The sequence below is a fragment of the Ureibacillus massiliensis 4400831 = CIP 108448 = CCUG 49529 genome, assembly GCF_000772965.1.
Lineage (GTDB): Bacteria > Bacillota > Bacilli > Bacillales_A > Planococcaceae > Ureibacillus > Ureibacillus massiliensis.
The window spans coordinates 67,765-86,564 of record NZ_JPVQ01000015.1 but is presented as its reverse complement, the minus strand read 5'-3'; the positions used below and the strand labels follow the sequence as shown (position 1 = coordinate 86,564).

Genomic DNA, 18,800 nt, shown 5'->3' with positions numbered 1-18,800 from the left:
TTTAAAGAAAAACTATTTTCGTGTCTAAATATTTAAGGGGGCTAAAAAGTGAGCATTTGCAGACTTTATATAATAGACAAAACACCACATTTAATAGACAAATTCATATCGATAATAGACAACTCGCTTCACATAATAGACAACCGACCTAAGTAAATAAAACCATATGAAAAAGACAGTTTAGAATAGTTATGATAAAATCAAAAATACAAGAAAAGTTAGTGAGGAGGTGGAAGAATGGATAACATAAATTTATTTGAAGAAAATAAATTGTTTGTACTTGGACGACCGATCGTATCCATTTTTCATAATCCTTCGAATATGTATTCCATTACAAGAATCAAAATACAGGAAACAAATTTGCAGTTCGATGAGAAGGAAATTATTGTTGTAGGTTATTTTCCTACATTGGCAGAGGATGAACTATATCGTTTTACAGGTACGCTCAAAAATCATCCAAAATACGGTCAGCAATTTCAAGTGGATACTTTTGTAAAAGAGGTACCTGCAACAGAACAGGGGGTTGTTCATTATTTATCAAGCGACTTATTCCCTGGAATAGGACGGAAAACAGCGGAAACGATTGTTGAGAAGCTTGGTGGAGATGCAATAAAGAAAATAATGGAAGACCCGGATGTTCTCGATGTAATACCAAGATTAAACGAAGAAAAAAAACAAACCATTCGCCAATCATTAGAACAAAATTTAGGTCTTGAAAGGATTATTATACAATTAAATGAATGGGGATTTGGACCGCAGCTTGGAATGAAAATCTATCAAACCTATCGGGAAGATACCCTTTCACTATTAACAGAAAATCCTTATCGATTAATTGAAGATGTGGAAGGTGTAGGGTTTGGAAGGGCAGATGAACTAGGTGCAAGATTAGGCATGACGGGTAACCATCCAGATCGAATTAAAGCGGCAGTGCTTCATGTTTTAACAAATGCAGCATTATCTGATGGACATGTTTATATGGATGCAGAACATGTATTACCACTAGTCAAATCCATGCTAGAACAAAGTCAAGCTGAAGAAATCCCATTTGAGTCTATTTCAAAAGCGGTCATTGAAATGAGAGAGGAAAGTAAAATTTGTGGTGAAGAAACGAGACTCTACTTACCTTCCTTATACTTCAGTGAAATTGGTATTGCATCTAAAATATTGGATTTACTAAAGCAAGACGATAAACAACAGCGTTTTTCAAAGGATGAAATTCGAAAAGCAATTGGCGAAGTTGAAGAACGATTTGAAGTTACCTATGCGGAAACACAAGTCCAAGCTATTGAAAGTGCTCTGAATCATTCCGTAATGATTTTAACCGGTGGACCGGGGACTGGCAAAACGACTGTTATACGAGGATTAGTTGAAGTATATGCAGAACTAAATGGACTGTCTTTAAATCCTAAAGAATATGCAAAAAAAGAAGAACCGTTTCCGATTGTACTAGCAGCGCCTACTGGACGGGCAGCAAAACGTTTAGCTGAATCTACTGATCTTCCAGCCATGACGATTCATCGATTGCTAGGATTTAATGGTTTGGAAAAGGAAGAAGAGACGGAGCGAGAGATAGAAGGACAACTCATTATCATAGATGAAATGTCAATGGTCGATACTTGGTTAGCCCATCAATTGTTAAAAAGTATTAAAGATGATGCACAAGTGGTGTTTGTAGGAGATCAGGATCAATTGCCACCAGTGGGACCTGGACAAGTATTGAAAGATTTACTTGCCTCGAAGGAAATCCCAACGGTTGAATTGACGGATGTTTATCGTCAATCAGAAGGGTCTACTATTATTGAGCTTGCCCATCAAATTAAAAAAGGCGATATACCTGATACGCCAAAGCTAACTGAAAAAACCATTGATCGATCATTTATTAAAGCCTCTGCAGACCAAGTCGCGAGCGTCGTTACTCAAATTGTAAAAAGCGCTATCTCTAAAGGGCAATCAATTAAAGATATTCAAGTGTTAGCGCCGATGTATAAAGGGCCAGCGGGTATCGATCAATTAAATAAAAAAATTCAAGAATTAGTAAATCCAAATGAAGGTGGAACTAGAAAAGAATTAGCCTTTGGTGATGTTGTATATCGCATAGGTGATAAAGTATTACAGCTTGTCAATCAACCGGAAAGTAATATATTTAATGGTGATATGGGTGAAGTAATCGCAATCATTAAAGCGAAAGAAAATATCGAAAAACAAGATTTACTTGTCGTATCCTTCGATGGGAATGAAGTTACTTATCAACGTGGTGACTTAAATCAAATCACTTTAGCATATTGTTGTTCCATTCATAAATCTCAAGGTAGTGAATTCCAAACCGTTATTATGCCTATTGTTCGGGGCTACACTAAAATGCTTCGACGAAATCTTTTATATACAGGAATTACAAGGGCAAAGAACTTTTTAATACTATGTGGGGAACCAGATGTTTTTTATAATGGGCTTTCCAAAACAGATGACTTACAGAGACTAACGAGCTTAAGAGCAAGACTAAATCCAATGGAACCGGATGATGTATTAGTTGAAGAAATAGTAACGGACAAACCTCAAACTACTACTGCGTCAGAAACTAAAGCACCTAACGAAATAAAAGAACAGCAGGAAATCTTTACCGTGTTAGGAGAAGCGATTATCCCATCCCTAACTACAGAAACGGTTCATACAGTCCATCCTCTAATTGGAATGGATGGCGTTTCACCCTTTGATTTTATGGAAATTGAAGAATAAGGACAATCAGCTAGAATTAAAACCTATTCGTTTAAAATGAATAGGTTTTTTATTTTAGCAATGACTCATCTATTTAAGAAAAAAGCATATGTTGAGGAGAAAATGTATAGAGGGAGCGTTTTGTTTGGAATCAATTCAAAAAATGTTTGAGCATTTGATTTGGGCAAATAAACGAATTTTAGATGGCTTGCATACGATGAAAGAAGAACAACAAGAAGTTATTCGTATATTTTCCCACATTCTATTTGCTGAAAATGTCTGGTTAACTAGATTGCAAGGTTTAGAAAGCTCGCACATACCTATTTGGAAAGATATTGACCTAGATCAATGTTCGCAGCTTGTTAAGCTAAACGAGGAGAATATTATCACCTATTTATTAACGATTTCAGATGATGATTTAGAGACAATTATTAAGTATAAAAATAGCAAAGGTCATGATTTTCAAAATACCATTAGAGAAATTTTAACCCATGTTGCATTACACGGACATTATCATCGTGGGCAAATTAATGGACGACTTCGTTTATTAGGGTTTGAGCCTGTCATGATAGACTTTATACATTATGTTCGAACATGAGGAAGGTGTCTATATTGAGAAATTCGAAACATCCATCCGTTTCAAAAACTAGGGTCATAACGGTTACTGGCATTGGTGAGCTACAGGTTGCACCTAATTATGCTGAATTGCGTATAGAGGTTGTAACACAAGCAATGGACATTAGTGAAGCGCAAAATGAAAATGCAAGATTAATGAATCAGGTTATTCAAGCATTGCTAGAAATGAACATTGATCGTGAAGATATTCAAACGGCTTCGTATAATATTTATCCAAGATATGATTATATTGAAGGAAAACAAGTATTTAGAGGATATGAGGTATCAAATGCCATTACGGTAAAAGTAGTTGATATAAGCCAAGTGGGAAGGGTAATCGATGTTGCTGTGAAAAATGGTGCCAATCGTATATCTTCTGTCGAATTTAAATTGGCTAATGAAAGTAACTATTATCATCAGGCCCTTCAAATTGCCTTCATGAACGCTGTAGCAAAGGCAAACACATTAGCACAAACAATGAAGTTACCATACTATCCAGAGCCAATTGAAATTACTGAGGAAAGTGAAGAATCACCACCTGTTATGTTTAGGGTAGCGTCAGTGTCAACCCAAGAAACCTATCAAACACCCATTGAACAAGGGTTAATTACTATTAGTGCAAGATTAAATGTAAAGTTTAAGTACTAATGTTTAAAGGGCATAAATGGTTATTTTCTACTCCATTTATGTCTTTTTCTTTTTTGTTTCAAACATTCTATTAAACTTTTATTCCTAAACTTAATTTTAATGAAACATTTTGTTAATTAATTCGTAAAATAAAATTATCAATGTATGTAAATTCAAGGAGGGCGTATTGAATGTCGTTTTTTAACAAGATGCTAGCGAGTGTGGGTATCGGATCTTCTAAAGTTGATACGAAACTAGAAAAATCATCTTATGAGGCTGGAGAAATTGTTCGTGGTGAAGTAGAAATCTATGGAGGTAATGTAGAACAAACGGTGGATGCAATTTTTTTAACACTTTATACTACTTACATTAAAGAATTAGATGATACGAAATACACATCAAAAGCACCTATTGAACATTTTCGTGTCAGTGAAGGATTTAAAATTGGTCCGAATGAACGAAAAACGATTCCATTCTCTTTCCAATTACCATATGAAATGCCTATTACTGTTGGTAGTACCCGCGTGTGGATAAAAACAGAATTAGATATTAAAAGTGGCGCTGATTCTGAGGATAAAGACTATATTGAAATTAGACCATCACGAATTGCTTCTAGTTTATTAAATGCTGTGACGGATCTTGGACTTACATTACGTAAAGCAGATTGTGAAAAAGCCTCCTATCGCTATGGTGGAAAATATCCATTCATACAGGAATTTGAATTCGTTCCAGTTAGCGGTCCATTTCGTGGAATATTAGACGAGTTAGAAATCGTTTTTCTAGCTCAATCGGAAAATGCAGTGGAAATTTTAATGCAAGTAGATCGTCGTGCAAGAGGTTTTGGTGGATTTTTAGCAGAAGCACTAGATGCAGATGAAAGCAATGTACGATTAACTTTCACACTTCAAGATATTCCTTATTTACGAGATCGACTACAACAAACAATAGCAAAATATTCATAACTAATAAGAACTCAAATGCTCAAGAGAATTTTTTCTCTTGGGCTTTATTAATTGTGTAAAGAAAGGTAAAATTCTGAAAGTTATAATTTCATAATTTAAATAAATAGTTTATAGTATATGAATAAATAAAGTTCTATGAACGAAAGTAAAGAGGGTTAAATTATGAAATACAGCTTTAGAAATGATTATAGCGAGCTTTGCCATCCGGAAATACTTGAGGCACTTTTAAAAGCAAGTAAGGAACAAAATAGTGGCTATGGACTAGATGTACATACGGAAAATGCTAAAAATTTAATCAAAGAAAAACTTGAAACAGAAGATTGCGATATCCATTTTGTAACTGGTGGAACGCAAGCAAACCTATCTGTTATATCTTATGTATTACGTCCATATGAAGCAGTACTTGCATGCTCAACAGGCCATATAAATGTTCATGAAACCGGAGCAATTGAAGCAACAGGACATAAAGTTTATACATCTGAAGGGGTAGATGGTAAATTAACAACACAGGATATTGAGAATGCATTAAAAATTCATGCTGATGAACATATGGTCAAAATAGGTATGGTCTATATTTCGCAGTCAACTGAAATTGGGACAGTATACAGTTATTCAGAACTAAAAGCTTTATACGATTATTGTCAACAGCATCAATTATATTTATTTATAGATGGTGCGAGACTTTCAAGTGGATTAGCTGCTAGCGATGTTAAACTCAACATGTTTAAAGATTTATGTGATGTCATGTATATTGGTGGAACGAAGATTGGACTAATGAGTGGAGAAGGAATCGTTATATTTAACGATCAATTAAAACCATACTTCCGCTATCATATAAAAAGTAAAGGTGCGTTACTTGCAAAGGGCTATTCGATTGGTATCCAATTTGAACGCGCATTCCAAGATGATTTATATTTTAAAATGGGTCAACATGAAAATGCGTTAGCAAGTTTGTTAACTGAAGAATTAACAATGCTTGGCATTAAAATGTTAAGCGAATCTTCAACAAATCAAATTTTTCCTATTTTCAAAAGGGAGCATGTAGAAAAGCTAAAAGAAATTTATGATTTTGAATTATGGGAGGATCTCGGTGAAGAGATTGTGATTCGATTTGTTACCTCTTGGGCTACAACAAAAGAGGCATGTATGGAATTAATTGAGGATATCAAGAAAATCATAAATTAAGAGTATTATCAAAGAATTCAATCTTACAAGCTGTGTATGATTATAATTAATAGCAATACTTAAAAAAATCGCCCTTAATGTTGGGCGATTTTTGTCTTCTTAAACATTAAATATAATTTTACGATAACACTAATAATTAATACTGTTAAAACTACAATTGCCTCAAATTTATTTATTGCACTTTCAGAAGGAAAGAAGGCGGAGACATAATTATCTTTGGCAATCATTTTAGCGGCAGTCCAAGCTAAAATCCCAGTTCCAGCAAAAATGATAATTGGGAATAATTCTAGTAAACGAATAACGAGCCCACTTCCCCAAACAATAATAGGAATGGAAATTATTAATCCAATGACGACGAGTAATATTTCTCCATTCGATGCGCCGGCTACAGCAATAATATTATCAATCCCCATTAATAAATCTGCTAATAGAATCGTGCCAATAGCTCCCCAAAAGCTTTTCTTTCCTGGGTTAATTTTCGGTGAATTATCTGCTAAAAGAAGCTTATAAGAAATATAAATTAATAGAACACCTCCTAACAGAAGTAGTCCATCAATTTGAAGTAATTTGACTGCAAAAACTGTTAAAATAATTCGTACAAAAATCGCGCTAAAGGTACCTAGTAGAACCGCTTTTTTCCTCTGATTAATTGGTAAATTATTCGCAACTAAACCAATCAACAGTGCATTATCACCAGCTAAAACTAAGTCAATAAAAATGATTGACAAAACAGCGTAGAAAAACTCTGTTGAAAGCAATTCCATATGTATCACTCCAATCTATACGACTCTATGTATATGACAGGACCATATAATTCAGAAGTTTGCTAGTAAATAATGAATTTTGAAGAAATTTCGTGATTTAACATGATGAGGTTAAGGAATTCATTAAATCTGGATAAGTAAATGGAAGCTGTTAAAGATAGTTATAATTGACACATACTTTTCCTTCTCATATAATTTAGAACAGAATATGATGAAAACAATGATGGAAAAAGTAAGTTTTTTCTCCCGAAACAGAAAGAGGTTCCTTAGGCTGAAAGAATCTTTGCGGTTAAGTGAAAACTGAAAGCTAATCCAGAGTGCAGCTAATCACTGCCGTTCACGTACGTTACAGTGCTCGAGATATAAGCATATCTTTTTTTGCTTATAAACGAGGGTGGTACCACGAGATTTAAAGTCTTCGTCCCTTATTGGGAGCGAGGGCTTTTTTTATTGTACTTGGCAAGCTTTACAATAAAGTCCATCAAATAATCAAATCAATTACATTCTTAACAGGAGGATCATTACACATGAAAGCATCAGATATTCGCCGTAAGTATTTAGAATTTTTCATTGAGAAAGGGCATGCACAGGAACCATCAGCATCTTTAGTGCCAGTAAACGACCCATCATTACTTTGGATTAACTCAGGGGTTGCTACATTAAAAAAATACTTCGATGGTCGTGTAATACCAGATAATCCACGAATTACAAATGCGCAAAAATCTATTCGTACGAATGATATTGAAAACGTAGGGAAAACAGCACGTCACCATACTTTCTTTGAAATGTTAGGAAATTTTTCAATTGGAGACTACTTTAAAAAAGAAGCAATTCATTTTGCTTGGGAATTTTTAACGGATTCAAAATGGATGGGCTTCGATCCAGAAAAACTATCCATTACGATCCATCCAGAAGATGAAGAAGCATATAATGTATGGAAAAATGAAATCGGAATCCCTGAAGACCGTTTAATTCGAATTGAAGGAAACTTCTGGGATATTGGAGAAGGACCATCTGGACCAAACTCTGAAATTTTCTATGATCGTGGACCTGAATACGGTAATGATGAAAATGATCCAGAGCTATACCCTGGAGGAGAAAATGAACGTTACCTAGAAATTTGGAACCTAGTATTTTCTCAATTTAATCATAATCCTGATGGAACATATACACCACTTCCAAAGCAAAATATTGATACAGGAATGGGTCTAGAACGTATGGCTTCTGTTGTTCAAAATGTGCCTACTAATTTTGACACAGATTTATTCATGCCGATTATCGAAAAAATTGAAGAGTTTTCAAGTCGTAAGTATAAACGTCCTAATGAAATTGATTTAAATGAAATTTTCGGTAGTGAAGAGGATATTAACACACCGTTTAAAGTAATTGCTGACCATATTCGTACAGTTGCATTCGCAATTGGTGACGGAGCATTACCATCCAATGAAGGTCGTGGATACGTACTTCGTCGTTTATTACGCCGAGCAGTTCGCTATGCAAAACAAATTGGTATTGAAAAACCATTTATGTATAAGTTAGTTCCAACTGTCGGAGAAATCATGGTGGACTTCTATCCAGAAGTAACTGAAAAGCATGAGTTTATTTCAAGAGTGATAAAAAATGAAGAGGACCGTTTCCATGAAACATTAGATGGTGGGCTTGCAATCCTTTCTGAAGTAATTGAAAAAGAAAAAGCAGCTGGTTTAACAGTAATCCCAGGTGCAGATGCATTTAAACTTTATGATACTTATGGTTTCCCAATTGAATTAACAGAAGAGTATGCAGAAGAAGCAGGTATGACAGTAGACCATGAAGGCTTTGAAGCTGCAATGGAAGAACAACGTCAACGCGCTCGTAATGCTCGTCAAGATGTTGATTCAATGCAAGTGCAATCAGAGGTTCTTTCAAGTTTAACAATGGAATCAAACTTTGTAGGCTATGACACTCTTGAAACAAATACACGCGTTTTAGCAATAGTAGGAAATGGCCAAATCGCAGAAGTTGCTTCAGAAGGTGAAGAAGTACTTGTAATATTAGCTGAAACACCATTCTATGCAGAAATGGGTGGACAAGTTGCGGATCATGGTACAATTTCAAATGATTCATTTAAAGCATTTGTAAAAGATGTGCAAAAAGCGCCAAATGGTCAATCACTTCATACTGTTGTAATTGAATCAGGTGAAATGCACGTAAATGACGAGGTAACTGCAACAGTTGACCGTGATGAACGTAACTTAATCATAAAAAATCATACAGCGACACATATTATGCAACGTGCATTAAAAGATGTGTTAGGTGAACATGTTAACCAAGCAGGTTCATATGTAGGTCCAGATCGTTTACGTTTCGACTTTTCACATTTCGGCCCAGCAACAAAAGAAGAATTAGAACAGGTTGAACGTATCGTAAACGAGAAAATTTGGAATGATATTAAAGTGGAAATTGAAGAAATGCCTATAGCAGAAGCAAAAGCAATGGGAGCAATGGCTTTATTCGGTGAAAAATATGGAGATGTAGTTCGTGTAGTTCAAGTTAGTGATTATTCTGTTGAGCTATGCGGTGGTATTCACGTAAATCGTACTTCAGAAATCGGTTTATTTAAAATCATTTCTGAAGGTGGAATTGGTGCCGGAACTCGCCGTATCGAAGCTGTAACTGGTAAGGTGGCGTTCGAAGCGGTTAAAGAAGAACAGCAACTGTTAGAAAAAGCAGCTTCTTTATTAAAAACAAATCCAAAAGAAATCGTAAGTCGTGTTGAGAACTTGCAACATGAGCTGAAAGAATTGCAACGAGAAAATGAATCGTTATCACAGAAAATAGCTAATGCACAAGCTGGCCAAATTCTTGATGCTGCAAAGAAAATTGGTGATGTGACTGTTCTTTCCACACGTGTTGATGCTAAAGATAACAATCAACTCCGCCAAATGATGGATGATTTAAAAGAAAAAATGGATGAGGCTATTATTGTATTAGGTGCTGTTGATGGTGACAAAGTTATGATTTGCGCAGGTGTAACAAAGGATTTAGTTGGCGGAAAATATCATGCTGGTAATATTGTCAAAACTGTAGCTGAATTATGCGGTGGTCGCGGTGGCGGTCGTCCTGATTTTGCAATGGCTGGTGCAAAAGAAGTGTCTAAACTTGATGAAGCACTTCAATCTGTGTATGATTACGTTAAATCTATATAAGAACGATTTATAATGATAAATTCATTTAACCTAAGGTAATAATCGGTTATAATATAGAAAAACGGAGATGGCTTTCTTGCAACTCCGTATCTATGAGAGCGAGGTGCTGGTCTTGAGTTCGTTTGATAAAACAATGAAGTTTAGTTTTCCAGAAGAATCAATGGAACAAGAAGTAAAGCAAGTGATGTTAAAGGTATACTCTTCATTAGAAGAAAAAGGGTATAATCCTACAAATCAAATAGTTGGTTATTTATTATCTGGTGACCCTGCATACATCCCTCGCCATCAGGACGCACGGAATTTAATTCGTAAGCTTGAACGTGATGAAATATTGGAAGAACTTGTGAAATTTTATATTAGGAAGAATAACGAGGCGTAAGTTTAATGAGAATTATGGGTTTAGACGTTGGATCAAGAACTGTTGGTGTTGCCATTAGCGATGCTCTTGGCTGGACGGCGCAAGGAATCGAAACAATTCAAATCAACGAAGAAGAAGGCGAATTCGGCTTAGAGCGTATAAAAGAACTTGTATCCGAATATGCTGTTACAGAGTTTGTTGTCGGTTTTCCTAAAAATATGAACAACACAGTAGGTCCACGTGGCGAAGCTTCGGAACAATATAAGAAGCTACTAGAAGATACCTTTCAATTGCCAGTGAAATTATGGGATGAACGTCTAACAACAATGGCGGCTGAAAGAATGCTTATTGAGGCCGACGTGAGTCGAAAAAAACGTAAAAAAGTAATTGATAAAATGGCGGCTGTCATGATCCTTCAAGGATATTTAGATAGTAAAGGTTCAGTCTTTTAAAGTATAATTGGAGACGGAACTGATATGCTACGTGAGTAGATGCAACTTTTTGTTTTCAAAAATAAACAAAAGTAAAGTACTCAAACATCTTATTCTCTGTTTAGTAACAAGCGGAAAAGTTAAAGTAGCACAGAAAATATAGTAAGTTCTAAATAAATTAAAGAGGTGACCTTTATGGTACATGAACATGATCACGAACACGAACATCGACATATTACAATCGTAGATGAAGATGGAAACGAACAACTTTGCGAAGTAATTTATACATTTGATTCTGAGGAATTTGGTAAATCTTATGTCTTATATTCATTAGTTGGTGCAGAAGAAGATGATGAAGGACAAATCGAAATCTTTGCATCTGCATTTAGTCCGTCTGAGAATGGTGAAGATGGAGAGTTAGAACCGATTGAAACAGAAGCAGAGTGGGATTTAATTGAAGAAGTGTTAAATACACTTGAAGATGAATTCGAAGACGAAGAAGAATAAATAGAAAAGGGTAGGCAAGTAAGCCTACCCTTTTTTCTAAGAAAAATAAAATTAATTGGGGGGTTGTATCTTATGGATGAACAATTATTTACGGTTGTTACAGAAGACGGTACAGAACAAACTTGCAATGTGATTTTTACTTTTGATTCGGAAGAACGTTCGTATGTCCTTTATTCACTTGTTAATGAAAATGGTGAGGAAAGTACTGATGTTTCTGCCCTCCGTTATGAATTAGATGAAAATGGTCAAATGACTAATTTCTCTTCTTTAGAAACTGATGAAGAATGGGAAATGGTCGAGGAAGTATTAAATACATTAATAGAAGAATTTACAGATGATTTAACAAACTATTTTACCATTACAAATGAAAACAATGAGGAAGTCATTTGCGAGATTGTTCATCGATTTGAATTAGACGAGTTTGGAAAGTCTTATATTTTTTATACTTATGCCGATGAAGAAGCTTCATCTGAAATTTTTGCAGCTGCATATATGGCTGGAGAAAACGGTGAAGTATTAGACCTTATTCCAATAGAGAATGATGAAGAGTGGTCAAAGGTCGAGGAACAATTAGATTTATTAGCTGATTAATAAAATAGTAAATCAAAGCGCTGTGACAATTCGTCACAGCGCTTTTTTGTGAAAAATGGATGTTGAATTATATTATGATATATGAATGGGCATAGTGTATTTGATATGTTATGATTCCAAAGGAGTAATTGATAGAACAATAGTATACGGAAGATGGATTTGAATAATTCATAGTTTCTATGTATCATATTAAAGAGAAAAGGGGGATACCCGTGGATAAGGAATCAAAAAAACAAGAAATGTTTGAAAAAATTCAGAAACGTAAAGAAGAAGGGAAAACAGTGCGAAAAATAGTAGGTATCACTTCATTAGTAATAGTAGCTATCATAGCTATTGTAGTTTTAAGTGGATATTTTTACATAAAATCTGCATTAGAACCTGTTGATCCAAATTCAACAACCGAGATAGAAGTTGAAATTCCAATCGGTTCTAGCTTGGCGACAATCTCGAGCATCTTACAAGAAAATGGTGTAATCAAGGATGCCCGTATATTTAAATATTACACTAAATTTAAAAATGAATCACAATTTCAAGCAGGGAATTATACGTTAACTCAATCTATGACGTTAGATGAAATTATTGAAAGTTTAAAAACTGGGAAAGTATATAGAAAACCAATATTTACAATGACAATTCCTGAAGGTTTAACCCTTGAACAAATAGCAAATATTGTAGAAACTAATACAAATTACACAAAAGATGAATTTATGGCTAAAGTAACTGACGAAGAATTTATCGAAAATATGATAGGGACTTATCCAGAAATCATTACAGAAGAAGTGCTCGAAGGAAATCTACGTTATGCTCTAGAAGGATATTTATATCCAGCAACCTATTCATTCTATGAGGAAGATCCTACTTTAGATGAAATTATTACAACAATGATTTCACAAACGAAAGAAATTGTATTAGGATATAGTTCATTACTTGAAGAAAAACAAATGACTGTACATGAGCTACTAACATTTGCCTCTCTACTAGAAGAAGAAGCGACTGCACAAACAGATCGTGAAACAATTGCAAGTGTATTTTATAACCGACTAGAGTTGGATATGCCATTACAAACGGACCCAACAGTTCTTTATGCTTTAGGATCACATAAGGATCAAGTGTTATATGAAGACTTAAAAGTAGAGAGTCCTTATAATACGTATGAAGTAACTGGGTTACCACCGGGACCAATTGCAAATGCGGGTAAAACTTCAATTGAAGCTGTATTGAATCCAACAGATACCGATTATCTATACTTCTTAGCTGATCCAGAAGGAACTAACCACTTTGCAAAAACTTATGAAGAACACCTACAAAATATAGAAACTTACTTACGTTAAAACGAAATAGGAAGCGAATATATAATATAATTCTTTTGTATAAATAGCTTAACTCATCTAAGATTATATAAAAGTTTGTTGATAGTAGTGGAAAGCGTCTGAATAAAGCGTATATCAACAAAAAGTGTATAATTAGATACTTTTAAAGAATTTAGTTAGAATATTCGCCTTCCTATCGTTTTTTGTGGTATTATATATTTTGATTTTTTGTTCATAAATAAATGTTTTCATAAAGTACCAACTACTGTTTGGTCTTTTTTGTTTTATATACTTATTTTATTTGTGCGAGAAATAACTTGAAGGGAATCTAAAGTAATGGAATTTTCTGATGCTTATATAGAATCCTTTATTCACCCAAGAAATGATTTGTTGATTGAAATGGAGTCTTATGCGAAAGAACACCATGTACCCATTATGCAATTACCTGCGATTGATGTATTAAATCAAATACTTCGTATCCAAAACCCTTCTAAAATTTTAGAAATTGGTACTGCAATTGGTTACTCCGCAATACGAATGGCCTTGACACTTCCTAAAAGTGAAATTGTCACGATCGAAAGAGATGCAGAACGTGTTGTATTAGCTAGAAATTTCATCGCTCGTTCTGAAGTTGCAAATCAAATTACGGTAATTGAAGGGGATGCGTTGGAAGTGGAAGACAATCAGTTGGACTCTACTTTTGATGCTGTTTTTATTGATGCCGCAAAAGGTCAATACATGCGCTTTTTTGAAAAGTACTCACCACTTGTACCATCAGGTGGCATTTTGTATATCGACAATATGTACATGCATGGATTGTCCGACTTGAGCTTAGAAGAAGTGCCAAGAAGAAAGCGAACAATGATACGCAATTTGAAAAATTTTTCAGACTGGATTATGTCACATGATCAGTATGATAGTACCTTTCTCCCTGTAGGAGATGGGCTATTAATTTGTAAGAAGAGGTGAATAGAATGACAAAACCAGAGTTATTGGTGACACCAAAATCAATAAACCATATAAAAGATTTAATTAAAAGTGGCGCAGATGCTTTTGTCATTGGTGAACAACAATTCGGCCTACGTTTGGCTGGGGAATTTACAGTGGATGAAGTGAAAGAAGCAACGGAAATTATTCATGCTGCAAATAAAAAGGTATATGTTGCGGTAAATGCTTTATTCCATAATGATCGAATTGAAGCTTTAGATGGCTATTTAAAGGAAATGCAAAATATCGGAGTAGATGCACTAATTTTTGGCGACCCTGCTGTATTAATGGCTGTTCGTGAGCATGAAATTACTATTCCGCTTCATTGGAACCCAGAGACAACAGCGACAAACTGGTTCCAAGTGAATTATTGGGCAGAACGTGGTGCGAAAAGAGCAGTACTTGCAAGAGAACTTTCATTAGATGAAGTGCTTGAAATTAAAGAAAACGCAAAAGCTGAAATTGAAGTTCAAGTACATGGAATGACTTGTATGTTCCAATCTAAGAGAAAGCTTTTAGGAAACTACTTCTTATATCGTGGAGAAGTGATGGAAGTAGAAAACCGTAAAGAAAATCGAAATATGTTTATACATGACAAAGAACGTAAAAATAAATACCCAATTTATGAAGATATAAATGGAACACACATCTTTTCACCAAATGATATGTGTTTAATCGATGAATTAACGGAGCTGTTTGAAGCAGGGATTGATACGTTAAAATTTGATGGTGTTTTACAAACGGAAGAATATATAACAACTGTCACAAATTATTATCGTCAAGCAATTGATGCTTACTTCGATCAAGGTGAAGAAGCTTACGATGAAATTAAAAATAGCCTATTAGAAAAAATTGAAGAAATCCAACCGGCTTTACGTCCATTAGACACAGGGTTTATCTTTAAAGAAACAGTATATTAGGAAAGGAGCGTAACAATGCTGCAGTTAGTAGAAAATGATAAAATTCGTGAAACGGTGAATGGTAAACGAGTGATTACGAAAAAGCCAGAATTACTAGCACCTGCTGGTAGCCTGGAAAAATTAAAAATTGCTGTACATTACGGTGCCGATGCCGTTTTTATTGGTGGACAAGAATTTGGTTTACGCTCCAATGCAAATAATTTCACAATTGAAGAAATGCGTGAAGGTGTTGAATTTGCAAAAAAATATGGAGCTGTAGTATATGTAACAACTAACATTTTTGCTCACAATGAAAACATGGATGGTCTTGAAGAATATTTACAAGGGATTGAAGAAGTAGGTGTAAAAGGCATCATTGTTGCAGACCCTTTAATTATTGAAACTTGTCGTCGAGTTGCACCTAAGTTAGAAATCCATCTTTCAACACAGCAATCTTTATCAAATTGGAAAGCTGTAAAGTATTGGAAAGAAGAAGGTCTGCATCGAGTTGTATTAGCTCGTGAAGTCGGCGCTGAAGAAATGCGCAAAATGAAAGAAGAAGTAGATATTGAAATCGAGGCATTTGTTCACGGTGCTATGTGTATCGCTTATTCAGGTCGTTGCGTATTATCCAATCATATGACTGCAAGAGATTCAAATCGTGGAGGCTGCTGTCAATCTTGTCGTTGGGACTACGATTTATATGAAAATATTGATGGGGAAGAAAAAGCGTTATTTAATGAAGGTGATGCCCCATTTGCAATGAGTCCAAAGGATTTAAAGCTAATCGAATCAATCCCACATATGATTGAGCTAGGCATTGACTCTTTAAAGGTTGAAGGACGGATGAAATCAATTCACTATGTGGCAACAGTAATTTCTGTGTATCGTAAGGTGATTGATGCATATTGTGCAGATCCAGAAAACTTCAAAATTAAAAAAGAATGGCTAGAAGAATTAGACCGATGTGCTAATCGTGCAACTGCATCTAGTTTCTTTGAAGGTGAACCAAGCTATAAACAGCAAATGTTTGGATTCAATGCTCCAAAGATGAAATGGGATTTTGCAGGTCTAGTGCTTGACTATAATCAAGAAACACAAATCGTTACATTAGAACAACGCAACTATTTTAAAACTGGTGATACAATTGAATTTTTCGGTCCTGACATCGATTCATTTAAAATGGAAGTAGGGACTATTTGGGATGAACACGGAAACGAAATAGCGGTAGCCAATCATCCATTACAAATTGTAAGGTTTAAAGTTGAACGACCATTGTTCAAATACAACATGATGCGAAAGGAGAATAAATAAATGTCAAAGAAGCGCCCTCTAGTTATAGGGATCGCAGGGGGCTCATGCTCAGGTAAAACAAGTGTAACAAAATCCATTTATGAGGTTTTCCGAGAGAGCTCTGTTGTTGTAATTGAACAAGATTATTACTATAAAGATCAAAGTCATATGTCTTTTTCAGAACGTTTAAAGACAAATTATGATCATCCATTAGCTTTTGATAATGACTTATTAATTGAACATATTCATACATTATTAGATCGTAAATCTATTGATAAGCCTGTTTATGATTATGTTCAGCATACTCGTTCAACTGAGGTCATCCCTGTTGATCCGAAAGATGTAATTATTATTGAAGGTATCCTAGTTCTCGAAGATCCACGCCTACGAAATTTAATGGATATTAAATTATTTGTAGATACTGATCCTGATTTACGTATAATTCGTCGAATTGAGCGAGATATTAAGGAACGTGGTAGGACAATCGATTCTGTTATTGATCAATATATATCAGCAGTCCGCCCTATGCATAACACATTTATTGAACCAACGAAAAGATATGCGGATATCATTATTCCTGAAGGCGGGGAAAATGAAGTAGCGATTGATCTTATGGTTACAAAAATTAAAACAATTCTTGAAACTACTTCCATTCTATAATATGATGAGTGAGTATTGGTATTATTTACATGTAGTTAACAAACATTTATAAAGTAACATTACGATATTCCAATAACAAAATTCGGTCATCAGAAAAGTGAACAAAAAGCCCTTCTATAAAGGGCTTTCGTGTCATATGCTTTTCTAATGACCGGGTTTTATACTATGCACATGAAAATCATTTATAAAGAAAACGATTGCATAGAACTGGTTTATTTATGTTAGGAATTAAGGAGTGAAGTGTTTTGGCAAACGAAAAACAATACCCAATGACTTTAGCGGGGAAACAAAAGCTAGAAGAAGAATTAGAACATTTAATAACAGTAAAACGTAAAGAAGTTGTAGAGCGTATCAAAATCGCACGCAGCTTTGGTGACTTATCTGAAAACTCGGAGTATGATTCTGCAAAAGAAGAACAAGGCTTTGTAGAAGGCCGCATTTCTGCAATAGAATCAATGCTTCGCAATGCAATCATTATTGAAGAATCTGAAGGTGAAAGTGATATTGTAACATTAGGGAAAACTGTTACATTCATCGAACTACCAGATGGAGAAGAAGAAGAATATACAATTGTTGGTTCAGCAGAAGCAGATCCATTTGAAGGTAAAATTTCAAACGACTCTCCAATCGCTAAAGCTTTACTAGGACATAAAGTTGACGATGTTGTAAAATTAACAACTCCTGGTGGCGATATGGAAGTACGTATCGTTTCGATAAAAACAGCTAAATAATTGTTCATTCACTAGAGCGGCTAACGAAAATACATAGCCTTTCGATTGTGATTTGTGTTATATATACGTGATAAAAGTCGACAACAAGTAACAAAAATTGTCGACTTTTTCATTTAGTTTAAATTTATAAAAAACAAATTAAATAATTGAAGAACCTATATTTTTTAAAATGGATTGCTGTTAAAATTTATTTAATAAACTTTAGGGGGATTCAATCGATGTCAAATCAAGATCGTAATTATTTAACACGTTCTGAAAGTAAAAGAAGAGAAAATCGATCTGTCAAACGAAAAAAATTGGATCGTCTATTAAATGTGTTAATTGCAGTTGTAGCTGTATTGATCGTTATAAATTTATATTTTATTTTTTCAAATAAAGAAGACGTTGCACAAAATCAAGCTGAGACTACAAGCGAATCAAATCAATCACCAAATCCTCCACAATCAAGCCAACCAGCTGTTAGTACTGGAGAGGACGAACAAAAGGAACCACAGCAAGAAGAACCGAATACTAACGATATTGAACAATCTGGAGATTTTAATGGCGAACAAAATGGACAATCCCAGTCTACTAATGAAGAGAGTAATGTGATTACTGGCAATAATTCATCTACGACAACAGTAAATTCATCTTCAGATCCATTAGTTTTGGAAGAAATAATAGATCCAAATTGGCAAGTAACACCTACAAGTCAAACGGGTGAACATGTTTCTGCCTATGAAACTGGACATATTGATTATGAAGAAAAGCTTGTAACTATTCGCAATGCTGTAAATTTAACTGAAGGAAATGTTATATATTGGTCTGTAAAAAATAATGGTAGCAGTGATTCAGCCATTTCTGTTATCTCTTCTAAAGACCAAGCAGAAAAATACCGTGTGACAATTCAATGGATTGCAAATCAAGGATGGAAGCCTGTAAAAGTTGAGAAATTAAAGCAAATTGATGGAACATATTAAGTAGATAGATTAACTTATTAA

Annotated in this window: 18 protein-coding genes; 17 read left to right on the top strand and 1 reads right to left on the bottom strand. The window is 34.6% G+C overall.

Annotation, left to right across the window (positions count from 1 at the left end; translation table 11 throughout):
* Window positions 1–237: 237 nt before the first annotated feature.
* The 5 genes from recD2 to CD30_RS09965 all read left to right on the top strand — a co-directional run bounded on the left by recD2 (window position 238) and on the right by CD30_RS09965 (window position 6,101).
* On the top strand, window positions 238–2,733 hold the full coding sequence (gene recD2 / locus CD30_RS09985; protein WP_036176137.1) for an SF1B family DNA helicase RecD2: 2,496 nt from the start codon (window positions 238–240) through the stop codon (window positions 2,731–2,733).
* A gap of 124 nt (window positions 2,734–2,857) precedes the next feature.
* Complete coding sequence (locus CD30_RS09980) at window positions 2,858–3,310, top strand: DinB family protein (protein ID WP_036176134.1); 453 nt, start codon at window positions 2,858–2,860, stop codon at window positions 3,308–3,310.
* Between the two features lie 14 nt (window positions 3,311–3,324).
* On the top strand, window positions 3,325–3,975 hold the full coding sequence (locus tag CD30_RS09975; protein ID WP_052126132.1) for an SIMPL domain-containing protein: 651 nt from the start codon (window positions 3,325–3,327) through the stop codon (window positions 3,973–3,975).
* 170 nt (window positions 3,976–4,145) lie between these two features.
* Entirely contained in the window at window positions 4,146–4,916 is a 771-nt protein-coding gene (locus tag CD30_RS09970; protein ID WP_036176131.1) for a sporulation protein, read from the top strand.
* 162 nt (window positions 4,917–5,078) lie between these two features.
* On the top strand, window positions 5,079–6,101 hold the full coding sequence (locus CD30_RS09965) for a threonine aldolase family protein (RefSeq protein WP_036176127.1): 1,023 nt from the start codon (window positions 5,079–5,081) through the stop codon (window positions 6,099–6,101).
* A 74-nt stretch (window positions 6,102–6,175) separates the two neighbouring features.
* Here CD30_RS09965 and CD30_RS09960 read toward each other — a convergent pair whose 3' ends face one another.
* Complete coding sequence (locus tag CD30_RS09960; protein WP_052126131.1) at window positions 6,176–6,865, bottom strand: YjbE family putative metal transport protein; 690 nt, start codon at window positions 6,863–6,865, stop codon at window positions 6,176–6,178.
* A 527-nt stretch (window positions 6,866–7,392) separates the two neighbouring features.
* Here CD30_RS09960 and alaS point away from each other — a divergent pair.
* From alaS to CD30_RS09900, 12 genes are all read left to right on the top strand, one after another.
* Complete coding sequence (gene alaS / locus CD30_RS09955) at window positions 7,393–10,053, top strand: alanine--tRNA ligase (protein WP_036176124.1); 2,661 nt, start codon at window positions 7,393–7,395, stop codon at window positions 10,051–10,053.
* Window positions 10,054–10,165: 112 nt separating this feature from the next.
* Entirely contained in the window at window positions 10,166–10,432 is a 267-nt protein-coding gene (locus tag CD30_RS09950) for an IreB family regulatory phosphoprotein (protein WP_036176121.1), read from the top strand.
* A gap of 5 nt (window positions 10,433–10,437) precedes the next feature.
* Window positions 10,438–10,863: a Holliday junction resolvase RuvX gene (gene ruvX / locus CD30_RS09945; RefSeq protein ID WP_036176117.1), complete on the top strand. Its 426-nt coding sequence runs from the start codon at window positions 10,438–10,440 to the stop codon at window positions 10,861–10,863.
* A gap of 174 nt (window positions 10,864–11,037) precedes the next feature.
* A complete protein-coding gene (locus CD30_RS09940; RefSeq protein WP_036176115.1) occupies window positions 11,038–11,349 on the top strand; it encodes a DUF1292 domain-containing protein in 312 nt (103 codons plus the stop codon).
* Between the two features lie 72 nt (window positions 11,350–11,421).
* The gene (locus tag CD30_RS09935; protein ID WP_036176112.1) at window positions 11,422–11,940 is read left to right on the top strand and encodes a DUF1292 domain-containing protein; all 519 of its coding nucleotides are present in this window, start codon (window positions 11,422–11,424) and stop codon (window positions 11,938–11,940) included.
* A gap of 212 nt (window positions 11,941–12,152) precedes the next feature.
* Window positions 12,153–13,271 carry an endolytic transglycosylase MltG gene (gene mltG, locus CD30_RS09930; protein ID WP_088350758.1) on the top strand — a complete coding sequence of 373 codons (1,119 nt, stop codon included), beginning with the start codon at window positions 12,153–12,155 and terminating at the stop codon, window positions 13,269–13,271.
* Window positions 13,272–13,586: 315 nt separating this feature from the next.
* Window positions 13,587–14,219 (top strand): O-methyltransferase, encoded by a 633-nt coding sequence (locus CD30_RS09925; RefSeq protein ID WP_036176109.1) that lies wholly within the window; start codon window positions 13,587–13,589, stop codon window positions 14,217–14,219.
* Between the two features lie 5 nt (window positions 14,220–14,224).
* Window positions 14,225–15,157, top strand: coding sequence for a peptidase U32 family protein (locus CD30_RS09920; protein WP_036176106.1), 933 nt, complete (start codon window positions 14,225–14,227; stop codon window positions 15,155–15,157).
* A 15-nt stretch (window positions 15,158–15,172) separates the two neighbouring features.
* Window positions 15,173–16,450, top strand: a complete 1,278-nt coding sequence (locus tag CD30_RS09915) for a peptidase U32 family protein (protein ID WP_036176103.1) — start codon at window positions 15,173–15,175, stop codon at window positions 16,448–16,450.
* The gene (gene udk, locus CD30_RS09910; protein ID WP_036176100.1) at window positions 16,451–17,089 is read left to right on the top strand and encodes a uridine kinase; all 639 of its coding nucleotides are present in this window, start codon (window positions 16,451–16,453) and stop codon (window positions 17,087–17,089) included.
* A gap of 245 nt (window positions 17,090–17,334) precedes the next feature.
* A complete protein-coding gene (gene greA, locus CD30_RS09905; protein WP_036176096.1) occupies window positions 17,335–17,820 on the top strand; it encodes a transcription elongation factor GreA in 486 nt (161 codons plus the stop codon).
* 218 nt (window positions 17,821–18,038) lie between these two features.
* A complete protein-coding gene (locus CD30_RS09900; RefSeq protein WP_036176093.1) occupies window positions 18,039–18,779 on the top strand; it encodes a YrrS family protein in 741 nt (246 codons plus the stop codon).
* Window positions 18,780–18,800: the final 21 nt, after the last annotated feature.

Excerpts from the sequence above, each read along its gene's own strand:
- recD2 (WP_036176137.1), top strand. The coding sequence starts at position 238 with ATGGATAACATAAATTTATTTGAAGAAAATAAATTGTTTGTACTTGGA.
- CD30_RS09970 (WP_036176131.1), top strand. The coding sequence starts at position 4,146 with ATGTCGTTTTTTAACAAGATGCTAGCGAGTGTGGGTATCGGATCTTCT.
- CD30_RS09965 (WP_036176127.1), top strand. The coding sequence starts at position 5,079 with ATGAAATACAGCTTTAGAAATGATTATAGCGAGCTTTGCCATCCGGAA.
- CD30_RS09960 (WP_052126131.1), bottom strand. The coding sequence starts at position 6,865 with ATGGAATTGCTTTCAACAGAGTTTTTCTACGCTGTTTTGTCAATCATT.
- alaS (WP_036176124.1), top strand. The coding sequence starts at position 7,393 with ATGAAAGCATCAGATATTCGCCGTAAGTATTTAGAATTTTTCATTGAG.
- ruvX (WP_036176117.1), top strand. The coding sequence starts at position 10,438 with ATGAGAATTATGGGTTTAGACGTTGGATCAAGAACTGTTGGTGTTGCC.
- CD30_RS09940 (WP_036176115.1), top strand. The coding sequence starts at position 11,038 with ATGGTACATGAACATGATCACGAACACGAACATCGACATATTACAATC.
- CD30_RS09935 (WP_036176112.1), top strand. The coding sequence starts at position 11,422 with ATGGATGAACAATTATTTACGGTTGTTACAGAAGACGGTACAGAACAA.
- CD30_RS09925 (WP_036176109.1), top strand. The coding sequence starts at position 13,587 with ATGGAATTTTCTGATGCTTATATAGAATCCTTTATTCACCCAAGAAAT.
- CD30_RS09920 (WP_036176106.1), top strand. The coding sequence starts at position 14,225 with ATGACAAAACCAGAGTTATTGGTGACACCAAAATCAATAAACCATATA.
- CD30_RS09915 (WP_036176103.1), top strand. The coding sequence starts at position 15,173 with ATGCTGCAGTTAGTAGAAAATGATAAAATTCGTGAAACGGTGAATGGT.
- udk (WP_036176100.1), top strand. The coding sequence starts at position 16,451 with ATGTCAAAGAAGCGCCCTCTAGTTATAGGGATCGCAGGGGGCTCATGC.
- CD30_RS09900 (WP_036176093.1), top strand. The coding sequence starts at position 18,039 with ATGTCAAATCAAGATCGTAATTATTTAACACGTTCTGAAAGTAAAAGA.